This window comes from Streptomyces pyxinae, assembly GCF_024756275.1.
Classification (GTDB): domain Bacteria; phylum Actinomycetota; class Actinomycetes; order Streptomycetales; family Streptomycetaceae; genus Streptomyces; species Streptomyces pyxinae.
In genome coordinates this window covers 35,438-48,693 of the sequence record NZ_JANUGQ010000013.1, presented here as the reverse complement: position 1 = coordinate 48,693, position 13,256 = coordinate 35,438, and the positions used below count along the sequence as shown (strand labels likewise).

The 13,256-nt window shown below is 75.6% G+C and carries 12 protein-coding genes; 5 read left to right on the top strand and 7 right to left on the bottom strand.

The features are described from left to right. The first annotated feature begins 3 nt into the window (after positions 1–3). The 3 genes from NX801_RS16665 to amaP are packed head-to-tail and all read left to right on the top strand — an operon-like array spanning position 4 to position 1,530. Complete coding sequence (locus NX801_RS16665) at positions 4–369, top strand: Asp23/Gls24 family envelope stress response protein (protein ID WP_258788521.1); 366 nt, start codon at positions 4–6, stop codon at positions 367–369. Continuing rightward, positions 366–947, top strand: a complete 582-nt coding sequence (locus tag NX801_RS16660; protein WP_258788520.1) for a DUF6286 domain-containing protein — start codon at positions 366–368, stop codon at positions 945–947. The genes NX801_RS16665 and NX801_RS16660 overlap by 4 nt, the downstream gene beginning before the upstream one ends. A gap of 4 nt (positions 948–951) precedes the next feature. Continuing rightward, positions 952–1,530 (top strand): alkaline shock response membrane anchor protein AmaP, encoded by a 579-nt coding sequence (gene amaP / locus NX801_RS16655; RefSeq protein WP_258788519.1) that lies wholly within the window; start codon positions 952–954, stop codon positions 1,528–1,530. Between the two features lie 987 nt (positions 1,531–2,517). Here the strand turns inward: amaP and NX801_RS16650 are convergent. The 5 genes from NX801_RS16650 to NX801_RS16630 all read right to left on the bottom strand — a co-directional run bounded on the left by NX801_RS16650 (position 2,518) and on the right by NX801_RS16630 (position 7,778). Further along, the gene (locus tag NX801_RS16650) at positions 2,518–3,273 is read right to left on the bottom strand and encodes an SDR family oxidoreductase (protein WP_258788518.1); all 756 of its coding nucleotides are present in this window, start codon (positions 3,271–3,273) and stop codon (positions 2,518–2,520) included. 117 nt (positions 3,274–3,390) lie between these two features. After that, on the bottom strand, positions 3,391–5,175 hold the full coding sequence (locus tag NX801_RS16645; protein WP_258788517.1) for a glycoside hydrolase family 15 protein: 1,785 nt from the start codon (positions 5,173–5,175) through the stop codon (positions 3,391–3,393). Between the two features lie 103 nt (positions 5,176–5,278). Further along, positions 5,279–6,067, bottom strand: a complete 789-nt coding sequence (locus NX801_RS16640; RefSeq protein ID WP_258788516.1) for an SURF1 family cytochrome oxidase biogenesis protein — start codon at positions 6,065–6,067, stop codon at positions 5,279–5,281. Positions 6,068–6,423: 356 nt separating this feature from the next. Then, on the bottom strand, positions 6,424–6,657 hold the full coding sequence (locus NX801_RS16635) for a hypothetical protein (protein WP_258788515.1): 234 nt from the start codon (positions 6,655–6,657) through the stop codon (positions 6,424–6,426). 152 nt (positions 6,658–6,809) lie between these two features. Then, positions 6,810–7,778 (bottom strand): DEDDh family exonuclease, encoded by a 969-nt coding sequence (locus tag NX801_RS16630; RefSeq protein WP_258788514.1) that lies wholly within the window; start codon positions 7,776–7,778, stop codon positions 6,810–6,812. 313 nt (positions 7,779–8,091) lie between these two features. On the opposite strand from NX801_RS16630, the gene NX801_RS16625 reads away from it, so the two are divergent. Both NX801_RS16625 and NX801_RS16620 read left to right on the top strand, forming a co-directional pair. Beyond that, entirely contained in the window at positions 8,092–9,075 is a 984-nt protein-coding gene (locus tag NX801_RS16625; RefSeq protein ID WP_258788513.1) for a sterol desaturase family protein, read from the top strand. Positions 9,076–9,164: 89 nt separating this feature from the next. Further along, complete coding sequence (locus NX801_RS16620; RefSeq protein ID WP_428986167.1) at positions 9,165–9,863, top strand: lysoplasmalogenase; 699 nt, start codon at positions 9,165–9,167, stop codon at positions 9,861–9,863. A 63-nt stretch (positions 9,864–9,926) separates the two neighbouring features. On the opposite strand, the gene NX801_RS16615 is transcribed toward NX801_RS16620, so the two are convergent. Both NX801_RS16615 and NX801_RS16610 read right to left on the bottom strand, forming a co-directional pair. Continuing rightward, a complete protein-coding gene (locus NX801_RS16615) occupies positions 9,927–11,384 on the bottom strand; it encodes a CoA transferase (protein ID WP_258788512.1) in 1,458 nt (485 codons plus the stop codon). 258 nt (positions 11,385–11,642) lie between these two features. Beyond that, positions 11,643–13,178: a S8 family peptidase gene (locus NX801_RS16610; protein WP_258788511.1), complete on the bottom strand. Its 1,536-nt coding sequence runs from the start codon at positions 13,176–13,178 to the stop codon at positions 11,643–11,645. Between the last annotated feature and the right edge of the window lie 78 nt (positions 13,179–13,256).

The window sequence follows — 13,256 nt, the reverse complement described above, 5'->3', positions numbered from 1 at the left end:
GAGGTGGCCGCGGACCGGATCGAGCCGGCGGATCGCGGGGCGACCACCATCGCCGACCGGGTCGTGGCGAAGATCGCCGCGCGGGCGGCGCGTGAGGCGCTGGGCAGCCTGCCCGAGGGCGGCGATCCGCCCCGGGCGAGCGTCCTGGTGCGCCGGGACAGCGCCCGGGTGCATGTGACGCTCGATCTCGGCTACCCCTCCGACATCGGCGCCCAGTGCGGCGCGGTGCGCGGGCGGGTGAGTCGGCGGGTGCGGCAACTGGCGGGCATGACGGTGCCGGAGGTGGCGGTCCGGGTGGAGCGGTTGCTCACGCCGTACGACCGGAACGACCAGGGCGGCCGGGACGGCCGGGGAAGGGGACTGCGATGAGCGACCGCACACCGGCCCCGGAGCCGTCCCGGGGAGCCCGCCGCTTCTGGGCGGCGCGGCGCGTACCGGCGACGCTGCTCGCCCTGGTGGTGCTGGGCGGCTCCGGGCTGCTCCTCTACGACGTGGCGGCGGTACGGGCCGAGCGCCCCGGCATGCGCTGGCGCCGGTTCCTCGCGGACGAGCTGGCCACCCGGCCGCTCAACGACCACTGGGTGCTCATCGGCGCGGCGGTGGCGGTGCTGCTGGGGCTCTGGCTGCTCTTGCTGGCCTGCACCCCCGGGCTCCGTCGGATGCTTCCGATGCGGCGGGACGCCGAGCCGGTACGGGCCGGGCTGAGCCGGGACTCGGTGGCCGAGGTGCTGCGTGACCGGGCCCTGGACGTGCCGGGTGTCCAGTCGGTCCGGGTCAGGGCGCGCCGCCGCCGGGTCGGGGTGCGGGCCGTCTCGCACTTCCGCGAACTGGAGGACGTACGGAACGACGTGACCGCCGCCGTGCGCGCGGGCATCGGGGAGCTGGGCCTGGCCCGGCCGCCCGCCCCGGCCGTGCGCGTCACCCGTGCGGCCCGGAAGAAGGGGTGAGGGCGTGCTGCGGATCGTCAACCGGGTGCTGCTGGGGCTGGCCGGCCTCGTCCTGCTGGCCGTCGGCGGCGCGGTGCTCGCCGCCGGAGCCGGCCTGGACGTGCCGTCCTGGTGGCCCTGGCACGGTCCCGACGGGGTGTTGCTCTCCACCGGTGCCCGCCGCCGCTGGCGGGGCGAGGACTGGTGGTGGCCGGCCGTGCTCGCGGCGCTCGCGGTGCTGCTGCTGGCCGCGCTCGCCTGGCTGCTCGTCCAGGCGCGCCGCCGCCGGCTCACCGAGGTGCTGGTGAACAGCCGGGACGGCGAGGGCGCGGGGCTGCGCGGCCGGACCCTGGAGGACGCGATGGCGGGCGAGGCCGAGACCCTGGACGGCGTCGACCGGGCCCGGGTCCGGCTGACCGGCCGCCGTACGGCTCCCACGGCGCGGGTGGCGCTCACGCTGGAGCCGGGTGCCTCGCCGGGCGAGACCCTGACCCGGCTGCGGGACGGGGCGCTGGCCCACGCCCGGGACTCGGCGGGTCTCAAGCAGCTGCCCGCCAAGGCGTACCTCCGCACCGCCGGCCACCGCCCCGGCCGGGTGAGCTGACCCCGGCGGAGCGGCGACCCGGTCCCGGCGGCCCCACCTGCGGCTGCGCGGGCCGGGCCCGGCGGTCCTCCTCGGAACGGACCCCCCGGGACCCGGCGGTCTCGGACCTCCGCTCGCCCGAGGCCGCGCGGTCCGGGCCCGGCTGACCGTCCCGCCCGGCAGCCGAAGCCGTACGGCCGCGCAGCCGGTGGGGTCCCGGTCGGCGGCCCTCCCCGGGACGGACCGCTCCGGACCCGGCGGGCCCGGGCCGCGGCTCGTCCACGGTGCGGCGTCCGGGCCCGGCTTGCCGTCCCGCCCGGAGTCGGCGCCATGCGACCTCACGGGCGCCGGGGGCCCGGCCCGACGGCCTCCCCGGGACGGACCGCTCCGGACCCGGCGGGCCCGGACCTCGGCCCGTCCATGGCCGTGCGGTCCGGAAGCTGCGCACCCGCCCCCCGGCAGCCGTCGTGGTACGGCCCCGCGGGTGCCGGGGCCGGTCCGGTGGTTCCGCCTGCACGGGCGCGGGGTGGCCGGGACCGCGCCGGCGAACCAGGGATCGCCGGCGGTTCCCCGCAGTGGGCCCGGACCCCGCTCGTCCACGGTGCCTGGTCCGGGCCGACGAACCCGCTCCGGCGGCAGTCGGCGCCTCGCGGGCGCCGGGGCCCGGCCGGGGCGGCTCCGTGTCCGGGCCGGGCGCCGGGGCTTCGCACTCGGTGGCCGTCGCCCGTGCGGCGGGACCGACCCGGTACGGCTGCCGGTGCCGGGTGTCTCCCCGGGACCCGGCCCCGGACTTCGGAGCTCGGACCTCCGAGCCCGTCCCGGGCGGGCTCGTGCGCACGGCCGAGCCGTCCGGCCACAGTGACCCGACCCGACCCCGGCACGATGATCGGCGTCGGGCGGCCCGGAGCCCCGGTCCGGGGCCGGCGGCTCGGCGCCCGGTGGGGGCCGGTGCGCGGCGGACCCGGGCGCGGTCGCGCGCGGGCTCCTGTACGGCGGGCCCGCCGGCGGTCAGAAGCCGTGCCGGTTGCCGCCGTCCACCGGGAGCATCACGCCCGTCAGATAACCGGCCGCCGGGGAGAGCAGGAACGCGGCCGCGCCGCCGAACTCCTCGGGCGTGCCGTACCGGCGCAGCGGCACCCGCTCCTCGTGGTGGGCCCGGGTGGCGTCCGGGTCGCCGGAGAGGGCGTCCAGCTCGCGCACCCGGCCGGTGTCGATCCGTCCCGGGAGCAGCCCCACCACCCGGATCCCGCGCGGGCCCAGCTCGTCGGCGAGCGACTTGGCGAACCCGGCGAGCCCGGGTCGCAGGCCGTTGGAGATGGTGAGCCCGGGAATCGGCTCGTACACCGAACCGGAGAGGACGAAGCCGATCACCCCGCCCTCGGCCAGGGCTTCGGCCGCCGTACGGGCCAGCCGGACCGCGCCCAGGAAGACCGACTCGAACGCCGTCCGCCACTGCTCGTCGGTGTTGTCCGCCACCCGCCCGGGCGGCGGGCCGCCGACGCTGATCAGTACGCCGTCGAACCGGCCGAAGTGCGTCCGGGCGGCCCCGATCAGCCGCTCGGCTCCCGCCGGGTCGGCGTTGTCGACGGCCAGCCCCACCGCGTTCGGGCCCAGTTCCTCGGCCGCCCGCGCCACGGCCTCCTCGTCGCGTGCCGCGATCACCACCCTGGCGCCGTCGGCCACCAGCGCCCGGGCCGAGGCGAGGCCCAGGCCCCGGGAGGCGCCGGTCACGACGTACACACGGTCCTTCAGTCCAAGATCCATGCCGCCATCCTGCCGCCTCCCGCCACTCCGGCGCGAGGGCCTTCCACCCCGGACCCCGGGGCCCGCGTCCCAGCCGCCGCCCGGCACCGGCCCCGAGCGGCGGCCCCGGGCAGCGGCTCAGTCGCCGGCCTCCGCGCGGGCCAGCGCGATGGCGGAGCTGACCAGACCGATGTGGCTGAACGCCTGCGGGAAGTTCCCGAGCTGCCGCCCGGACACCGGCTCGTACTCCTCGGCCAGCAGCCCCACGTCGTTGGTGAGCGAGAGCAGCCGCTCGAACAGCTCCCGCGCCTCCTTGGTCCGGCCGGTCAGCCGCAGCGCGTCCACCATCCAGAACGAGCAGGCCAGGAAGGTGCCCTCGTCGCCGGGGAGCCCGTCCACCCGGGACCCGTCGGTGGTGTAGCGGCGGATGAAACCGTCGTGGCTCAGCTCCTCCCGTACCGCGTCCACCGTGCCCACCACCCGGGGGTCGTCCGGGGGCAGGAAGCCGACCCGGGGGATGAGCAGGGTGGCCGCGTCCAGTTCCTTGGAGCCGTACGACTGGGTGAAGGTGTTGCGCTCGGGGTCGTACCCCTTCTCGCACACCTCCCGGTGCACCTCGTCCCGCATCGCCCGCCAGCGCGCCGGGTCGCCGGGCAGCGAGGGGTCGGCCTCCAGGGTGCGGACCGCGCGGTCGGCGGCCACCCATGCCATCACCTTGGAGTGCACGAAGTGGCGGCGCGGTCCGCGTACCTCCCAGAGCCCCTCGTCCGGCCGGCGCCAGGTGGACTCCAGGAAGCCCAGCAGACTCAGCTGGAGGTTCCAGGCGTGCGACTGGGCGGCGAGCCCGGCCTCCCGGGCCAGGAAGAGCGAGTCGATGACCTCCCCGTACACATCGAGCTGGAGCTGCTTCACGGCGGCGTTCCCGATCCGTACCGGGCTCGCTCCCTCGTACCCGCTCAGCCAGGGCAGCTCCAGCTCGGGCAGCCGCCGCTCACCCGCCAGCCCGTACATGATCTGGAGGTCCGCCGGGTCGCCGGCCACCGCCCGCAGCAGCCAGTCCCGCCACGCCGCCGCCTCGTCCAGGTAGCCGGCCGCCAGCAGCGCGCCGAGCGTCAGGGTGGAGTCGCGCAGCCAGCAGTAGCGGTAGTCCCAGTTCCGTACCCCGCCCGGGTCCTCCGGCAGCGAGGTGGTGGCGGCGGCCACGATCCCGCCGGTCGGCGCGTAGGTCATCGCCTTGAGGGTGATCAGCGAGCGGAGCACCTCCGCCCGGTGCGGGCCCTCGTAGGTGCAGGTGTCCGCCCACTCGCGCCAGTCCTCCAGGGAGTGCTCCAGCGACTCGAACGGGTCGATCAGCGAGGGACGCTGGTCGTGCGAGGGGTGCCAGGTGAGGACGAAGGCGACCTTCTCGCCCTCGCCGACCGTGAACGACGAGCAGGTGGAGAACTGCTGGCCCCAGGTCTTCACCTCCGGCTCGCTGCGGAGCCATATCGAGTCGGGCCCCGCGACCGCCACCCGGTGGCCGTCCGACCGGCGCACCCAGGGCACCACCGAGCCGTAGTCGAAGCGCAGCCGGAGCGTCCCGTACATCTCGACCGAGCCGCTGAGCCCCTCCACGATCCGGACGACATCGGGCGCCTCGTCGCGCTGCGGCATGAAGTCCAGGACCCGGACCGTGCCGGTGCGGGTCTCCCAGACCGTCTCCAGCACCAGCGAGCTGTCCAGATAGCCCCGGCGGGTACAGGCCTTGGCGTCCTTGGGCGCGAGCCGCCAGTGGCCGTTCTCCTCGTCCCCCAGCAGTGCCGCGAAACAGGCCGCCGAGTCGAAGCGGGGCAGACAGAGCCAGTCGATCGAGCCGTCCCTGCCCACGAGCGCGGCGGTCTGGAGATCCCCGATGAGGGCGTAGTCCTCAATGCGTTGCGTCACGCTGTGGCCTGTTCCCGCCCCGACCGGCGGTTAAGCAGCGGTGGACGAGGGTCACATGGCGGGCGGCCCGGGCGGTGGGCCCGGACGGCCACCGGGGCAGTGATCAGGCGGCCGCGGGCTCCGGCCGGGCCGGGCTCTCCGCCGCGGCCGCCGCCCGGTCGCGCTTCTCGCGCCGGACCAGCACCACCCAGCCGACCGGTACGCCGGCGGCGAACAGCCACCACTGGACGGCGTACGCCATGTGCGGGCCGATGGAGTCGTGGTCGGGCTCGGGGATCAGCTCGGGGGTGTCACCGGACGGCACCGGCGCGGTCTGCTCCAGATAGCCGCCGAGCACCGGCCGGCCCAGCACTTCGGTCTGCTGCTCGCTGTTGATCAGCATGACCTGACGGGGCGGCAGCCCCTTGAGGTCCTTGATGCCGCTGGCGCCGGTGGTCTCGTCGGCCTTCAGCCGGCCGGTGACGGTGACCTCGCCCCGGGGCGCGGGCGGCACCTCGGGGAAGGCCATCTGGTCGGCGGCGGCCGGGATCCAGCCCCGGTTGACCAGGACGGTGGCGCCGCCCCGGAGGTTCAGCGGCGTGAGCACCAGGACGCCGATCCGCTCGTCGGCGGAGGTACGGCGGCGCACCACGACCTCATGGGCGGTGTCGAAGGTGCCGGTGGCGGTGACCCGGCGCCAGTAGTCGGCGCGCGGGACGGTGTGGCCGGGGGAGGTGAGCTCCGTGACCGGCATGGGCCGGGCCCGCAGGTTGTCCTCGATCAGGGCGTTCTGGGCGACGCGGTGCTGGTGCCGGTGGAACTGCCAGAAGCCCAGCTCGATCATCACGGGGATGAGGACGAGGGCGAGCAGGGTGAGGATCACCCACTGCCGGGACAACAGGAAGCGGTACACGCCATCGACCGTACCCGTACGCCCCGCCGCCCCGGCCGCCGGGTCCGGCCGGGGCCGCCGGCTCCGACCCGGGACGGGGGCGGGTGGCGTCCGGACCCGCCACCCCGGCCATGGCGGACGGCGAGGGCGCGGGGCCCCGGGGCCGCCGCCTCCGCCATGGCGGGAACGCGGGGTCCGGGCCCTCGCGGGCGGCGGACCGTATCGTCCCGGTGCCTGCCGGTGCCTGCCGGTGCCTGCCGGTGCCTGCCGGTGCCTGCCGGTGCCTGCCGGTGCCTGCCGGTGCCTGCCGGTGCCTGCCGGTGCCTGCCGGTGTTGCTCAGTGCTTGTCAGCGCTGAGCAGTCCTGGTCAGACCTTGTCAGCGTTTGTTGACGAGTCCCGCCCTCCCCTCGGCCCGGGCGCAGTGCCCGCCGCAGTACCAGTGGCCCTCGACCTCGACGCCCTGGCCGATGATCTGGACCCGGCAGTGCTCACAGATGGGCGCCATGCGGTGGATGGCGCAGGCGAAGCAGTCGAAGACATGCACCGCGCCCTGCGCGTGCACCTCGAACGACATGCCGTAATCGTTTCCGCAGACCTCACAACGTGCCATGCGCCACAGGGTGCGGTCCGGCACCGGTCGCCGGAGCGGCGGCACGCCCTGCGGTCACCCGTCCGGCCAGCCGCCCGTCGCATCGGCCGGGGACGGCCGGCCGCACCCGGCTCCCGGTCCCGCCGCGCCCGCCTCCGGCTCAGCCCCCCGGCTCAGCCCCCGGCCGGGGCCACGTCCCGGAGCAGATGGGTGAAGGCGGCCTCGTCCACGATCGGCGTGCCGAACTGGCGCGCCTTCGCCGTCTTGGAGGTGCCCGCCAGCGGATCGTTGGTGACCAGCAGGCTGGTCAGCCGGGAGACGCTGGTGGCCACGTGCAGTCCCGCCTCGACCGCCCGGTCCTCCAGCAGCTCCCGGTCGATGGAGGTATCACCCGAAAAGGCGACCCGCATGCCCTGCTTGAGCGGCTTGTCCGGCTCGTACCGCCCGGGGTTGGGGTACGGGCAGGCCGGGCGCTTGCGCGCGGGGCGCCAACTGCCGTGCCCGTACGAGGGCTGACGGCCGATCCGCGCGGCCGGGGCCGGCTCCCGCACCCACTCGGTGAGCGGCCGGCACTCCAGCAGCGGCAGCGTCACCCCCCGCTCGGCCGCCGCGTGCAGGCTCGGCCGGAACGCCTCGGCCAGCACCCGGGCGTCGTCCAGCGCGTGGTGGGCCCGGCGCTGCTCCACCCCGAAGTGGGCGGCGAGCGACTCCAGCTTGAGGTTGGGCAGCGGCAGCGCCAGCTCCCGGGCGAGCGCGATGGTGCACAGCCGCTGGCGCACCGGCGCGGTCCGCTCGGCCCGGGCGTACTCCCGGGAGATCATGCCCCAGTCGAAGAGGGCGTTGTGCGCCACCAGCACCCGGCCCTCCAGCCGGGTCGAGAACTCCGCGGCGATGTCCGGGAAGAGCGGGGCCTCCACCAGCATGTCGGCGGTCAGTCCGTGGATCCAGACCGGACCGGGATCGCGCTCGGGGTTGACCAGCGTGTACCAGTGGTCCTCCACATTCCCCTGGGCGTCCAGCCGGTAGACGGCAGCCGACACTATCCGGTCGTCGCGGGCGAGTCCGGTGGTCTCCACGTCGACGACCGCGTACCCCTGCGGGTAGGCGGTCGGCCACATGGCTGTCGTACGGTCGTCGAGCATGGTTCCTGAGAATAGAGCCCGGCACTGACAGCGCCGCGCCCGGGCGTCCCCCCGGCCGGCCGCCGCCGCGCCCGCCCGCCCCCGACTCCGGCGCGATGGACGGGAGTTGCGCCGGGCTCGGCGGGCGGGAACGGGGGAGCGGGGTGACGATCCGTCCGGTGCGGGAAGCCGGGCGATGCGCCCCGATTTGTCCCATATGTTCAGGGAGTGTTCGGCGACTGAGGGACGCCCGGCGGGCGTTGACAGATCGTCTCGCATACTTGTGGGTAACAACCCCTAGCCGCGCCCCGGTGGCCCGCTCTACCGTGCTCGCATGCCGAACCTGCCCGATGTCGTGCTGTGGTCCATACCCGCGTTCGTGCTGCTCACCGTCCTCGAGATCGTCAGCTGCCGGCTGCACCCCGACGAGGACGCCGCCGGCTATGAGACCAGGGACGCCGCGACGAGCCTGGGCATGGGGCTCGGCAGCCTGGTCTTCGACTTCCTCTGGAAGATCCCGATCGTGGCGGTCTACACCGCGGTCTACGAGCTGACGCCGGCCCGGGTGCCCGTCCTGTGGTGGACGGTTCCGCTGATGCTGCTCGCCCAGGACTTCTTCTACTACTGGTCCCACCGCGGCCACCATGTCGTACGGATCCTCTGGGCCTGCCATGTCGTCCACCACTCCAGCCGGAAGTTCAACCTCACCACCGCGCTGCGGCAGCCCTGGACCTCGCTCACCGTCTGGCCGTTCTACCTGCCGCTGATCGTCTGCGGGGTGCACCCGGCGGCGCTGGCCTTCTGCTCCTCGGCCAACCTCGTCTACCAGTTCTGGGTGCACACCGAGCGGATCGGCAGGCTTCCCCGCCCGATCGAGTTCGTCTTCAACACCCCCTCCCACCACCGGGTGCACCACGCCTCCCAGGGCGGCTATCTGGACCGGAACTTCGGCGGGATCCTCATCGTCTGGGACCGGATGTTCGGCTCCTTCACGCCGGAGACCGAGCGGCCCGTCTTCGGGCTCACCAAGAACATCGCCACCTACAACCCGCTGCGGGTCGCCACCCATGAGTACGCCGCCATCGCGCGGGACCTGCGGGCCGCCCGTGGCTGGCGGGAGCGGGCCGGCCGGGTCTTCCGGGGACCCGGCTGGCAGCCCGCCCCGCCTCCGGCCGCCCCGTCTCCGGCCGCCCCGTCTCCGGTCGCCGCGCCTCCGGTCGCCGTGCCCCCGTCGGACCGGACCGGTGCCGGGCCCGCCCCCGCCGGCCCGGAGGGGCGGCCGGCACCGGCGCTCGAGTCCGCCGGGCCGGCCGCGTGACCGCCGGGCCAGGACCGGCGGCCCCCGGGACCGGGGCGGCGACCGCCAGGACCGAAGGCCGCCCAGTCGTCGGAACCGGCGGCCGGACGATCACCGGAACCGGCGGCCGGGCGGTCGTTCCGGCGGCTCGTGCCGGGCGGGCCGGGGCGCTGCTGCTCGGCGCCTTCGGGCTGGCGGTCGTGACCGACCTGACCGCGCTGCTCGGGGGCTCGGCCACCGGCCATCTGCTCGCCAAACCGCTGCTGATGCCCCTGCTGCTGGCGTACGCGGCGGTGTGCCGGGCCCCCCGCCCGCTGCTCGCCGCGCTGGTGTGCGGCTGGGGCGGGGACGTCCTCCTGCTCGCGGACGGCGCCGAGTGGGCCTTTCTCGCCGGAATGGGCTCGTTCGCCCTGGGCCACCTCTGCTATCTGGTCGCTTTTCGCGGTACGCGCCGGGCGGCGGCGCCCGGCCGGGGCCGGGTCGTCACCGGTGGGTACGGGGCCGCGCTGGTGGTCACGGTGGCCCTGTTGTGGCCGGGGCTGCCCGCCGGGCTGCGGCTGCCGGTCGCCGGGTACGCCACCCTGCTGACCGTGATGGCCCGGGGCGCCGCCGGTCTGGGCGCCGTCGCCGGGGCGGGCGGCGCGCTCTTCCTGCTCTCCGACACCCTGATCGCCGGTGGAGTGGCCGGCTGGCCGCAGCCGCCGGTACCCGACTTCTGGATCATGCTCAGCTATGCCGCCGCCCAGTACCTGCTGGTCACCGGGATCCTCGCCCGGGCGTCCGCGCCCCGGCCGCGTCCGGGGAGCTGACCGCCGGGCACCCCTGCGGTCCGTCGGCGGCACGGCTCGGTCGCCGTGCTCGGTCGCCGTGCCTCAGTCACCGGACCAGGCCGGGGCGTCGGTGCCCCACCGGCCCGGCGGCCGGGTCCAGTCGGCCGGGCCGCCCTCGTACGCCACCGGGGAACGGGCGTACCGCAGCCGCCCCAGCGGGCCGTCCACCGTGCTGGTCCAGCGGTCCCGGTTGGCCGGGCCCCCCGGATCGGCCGGGCCGCCCGGGTCCGCCGGGCCGTCCGGGTCCGCCGGGCCGTCCGGACCGGTGGTCCCGTCTCGCCCGAGGTCGTGCACCAGCCAGTGGGCGGTCTCGGTGAGGGCCGCCTCGACCAGGGCGCCCCGGCCGTCCCGGTGCCGCTCGGTCAGTGCCCGCAGCACCCCGGCGGCCAGCAGATAGCCGGTGCCGTGGTCGAGCGCCTGCGCGGGCAACGCACCCGGCTCGCTGTCGGTGCCCTCCAGCAGGGCGATGCCGGTCGCCGCCTGGACCAGGCTGTCGAAGCCCCGCCGGCCGCGCCAGGGGCCGTACCGCCCCCAGGCCGACAACCGGGCGACGACCAGCCCCGGGCGCCGCGCGGCCAGTTCGGCGGGGGAGAGGCCGAACCGGTCGAGCGCCCCGGGCCGGTAGCCGCTCACCACCACGTCCGCCCCGGCCAGCAGCTCGTCGAAGGTACGCCGGCCGGCCCGGCTCGCCAGGTCCAGGACGGCCGACCGCTTGCCGGGCCCGGTGTCGTTGTGGGCCTCCTGGCTCTCCGGCAGGTGCGGGGAGTCCAGGCGCAGCACCTCGGCGCCCAGCAGGGCCAGCGTCCGGGTGGCGACCGGACCGGCGAGGACCCGGGTCAGGTCCAGCACCCGGAGCCCCGCGCACGGCCGGGCCGGCGTCCCGGCCGCCGGGAACGGAACCGGCCGGCGCCCGGGCCCGTCCGACCGCTCCAGGGTGAGCGGCGGCCGGCCCGGGACCAGGGCACCCTGCGGGTGCGCGGCCCACTGCCGTACGTCCCGTACCGCGACGGCCAGCCCCCCGGCCGCGTACACCGCCTCCTCCACCTCCACGGCCCGCCGGCCCCCGAGAACGGCGGCCACGGCCGCCACCGGGGCGCCGTCCGGCAGCCCCAGTGCGGCGAGCAACCTGGCCCGGTGGTGCGGGTAGTTGGCGTGGGTGCGCAGCCGGCCGTCGCCGGTCCGCCAGAAGCGCGAGAGCGGATCGAAGGCCGCCCACGCCCGGCCGTCCAGCCGGACCAGCCGCTCGCTGACGAAGGCCGCCGCCACCGCCCCGTCCGAGACCCGCACCCGGGGCGCCGGTCCTCCGGCGCGGACGGCGGCGAGCTCGGCCGCCGCCAGCGCGGCGGCCGCCACCGAGGTCCGGGCCAGCTCCATGACCGGCAGCCGCGCCGGCAGCCCGGGGCCGTCGCCGCGCTCGTACCGGATTCCCTCCAGCAACCCTGTTTCGGCACCCAGTACCGTCCACACCCGGGGCAGATCGCCGTGCTCAGTGAGGTCCATAGGTTTCATGCTGACACTCAGTGCCAGGAGAAGAAAGAGGAAGCGAGGCCGGGTGCGGTTCCCCGCACCCGGCCCCGTACCGCCGGCCGCCCGCCGTCCCGCATGAGCCCCCCGCGACCCTACGGGCGAGCGGACCCACCCGTGGCCCGGCAGGCGAGCGGGGCCCCGCCGTCATACGCGGGGTCGGGGCGCGCCGGCCGTCATAGGCGGGGTCGGGGCGCGCCGGCCGTCATACGCGGGGACGGGGCGCGCCGGGCGCTACTTGCGGACGGCGTCCAGGGCGTCGGCCAGCCCGGTGCCGTAGAAGCCGTTCTTGTTCTTGCCGCCCTCGCACACCCCGTCGATCTTGCCGTCGCCGTTGATGTCGTACGGGTTGGTGCACGCCTGGTCGTCGGCCTGGGCGTACAGCAGCTCCTTCACCCGGGCCGGGGAGGCGTTCGGGTGCGTCGACCTGATCAGCGCCACGACGCCCGCGACATGCGGGGAGGCCATCGAGGTGCCGCCCTTGTAGCCGAACTTGCCGCCGGGCAGCGTGGAGAGGATCAGCCCGTTGACGGCGGGGGCCTGCGGCGGCTGGTAGGCGGTCGAGTCACCGCCGGGCGCGGCGATGTCCACGACCCCGTTGCCCCAGTTGGAGTACGAGGCCTTCAGGCCCTTGGCGCCGGTCGCGGAGACGGTGACCACACCGGGCAGCATCGTCGGGATGTCGGGGCACTGGCTCGGGTCGACGGTCCGCTTGACCGGGGCCGAGTCATTGGGGCTGGTGGTGTCGGTGACCGAGTGCGAGGCCAGGTCGGTGCTGGAGTTGCCGGCGGCGGCCACATTGACCGCGCCCTTGCGCTCGGCGTACCCGGAGGCCCGCTTGATCGCCTCGACCAGGGCCTTCTGGTCCGGGTCGTTGACGCAGTTGAAGAGCCAGGGGTCCACGTAATAGCTGTTGTTGGTCACCTCGGCGCCGTGGTCGGCGGCCCAGACGAAACCGCAGACGACCGCCTCGGTGTAGAAGAACCCGTCGGGGTTGGAGACCTTGATGCCGGAGACCTTCACCCCCGGCGCGACACCGGTGACGCCGGTGCCGTTCTTGGCGGCGGCGATGGTGCCCGCCACATGGGTGCCGTGGTCGCTCTCGCCGGCGGCGGGCCGCCAGGCGCCCTCGGTGGTGTCGGCCTTGCCCGAGACACAGCTCGCGGAGGCCGCGCGGTCGAAGTTGGGCGCCAGGTCGGGGTGGGTGTCGTCCACCCCGGTGTCGATGACCGCGACGGTGACCTTCCTGCTGCCCAGCGACCGCTGGTGCGCCTTGTCCGCCTTGATGGCCGGCAGATCCCACTGGAGCGGTTCCAGCGCGTCCTGCTCGTCGGACGCCCTGGCCGCCGCGGCCTTCGCCTCCCGGGCGGTGAGCGGCTGTTCGGCGGCTATGTCCTTGGTGGACTGCGCGGCGATCGGCGCGGTACGGGTCGCGCCGGCCGACTGGACGTCCCTGGCCTCCCGTATCGTCTTCGCGAACTCCGGGTTCTTCGAGTGCACGACGACGACACCGATCCGGTCGTAGGCCACCACGACGGTGCCGCCCGCCCGGGTGATCGCCTTCTTCAGCGAAGCGCTCGCCGCGCCGCCGCCCTTGACATTGACGACGTACGACAGTTCCGGGCCGTCCGTGGCGACCGCGGTGGCCGGTGCCTCGTCCGCCGGGGCGGCCGAGGCCGCGCCGATCGGCAGCAGTCCGAGCGAGGCCGTGAGTACCAGACCGGCGGGCAGGGCGAGCACGCGCCCGCGCCTGGATCCCAGATGAGCCATGGGTTCGGTTCTCCACATCATCCGTGACGTCCGCCCGCACAGCTGTACGGGCGGCAGGTGCATGACGAGTGAAGTTAG

Excerpts from the sequence above, each read along its gene's own strand:
- NX801_RS16660 (WP_258788520.1), top strand. The coding sequence starts at position 366 with ATGAGCGACCGCACACCGGCCCCGGAGCCGTCCCGGGGAGCCCGCCGC.
- NX801_RS16615 (WP_258788512.1), bottom strand. The coding sequence starts at position 11,384 with ATGGACCTCACTGAGCACGGCGATCTGCCCCGGGTGTGGACGGTACTG.
- NX801_RS16610 (WP_258788511.1), bottom strand. The coding sequence starts at position 13,178 with ATGGCTCATCTGGGATCCAGGCGCGGGCGCGTGCTCGCCCTGCCCGCC.
- NX801_RS16650 (WP_258788518.1), bottom strand. The coding sequence starts at position 3,273 with ATGGATCTTGGACTGAAGGACCGTGTGTACGTCGTGACCGGCGCCTCC.
- NX801_RS16630 (WP_258788514.1), bottom strand. The coding sequence starts at position 7,778 with ATGCTCGACGACCGTACGACAGCCATGTGGCCGACCGCCTACCCGCAG.
- NX801_RS16635 (WP_258788515.1), bottom strand. The coding sequence starts at position 6,657 with ATGGCACGTTGTGAGGTCTGCGGAAACGATTACGGCATGTCGTTCGAG.
- NX801_RS16625 (WP_258788513.1), top strand. The coding sequence starts at position 8,092 with ATGCCGAACCTGCCCGATGTCGTGCTGTGGTCCATACCCGCGTTCGTG.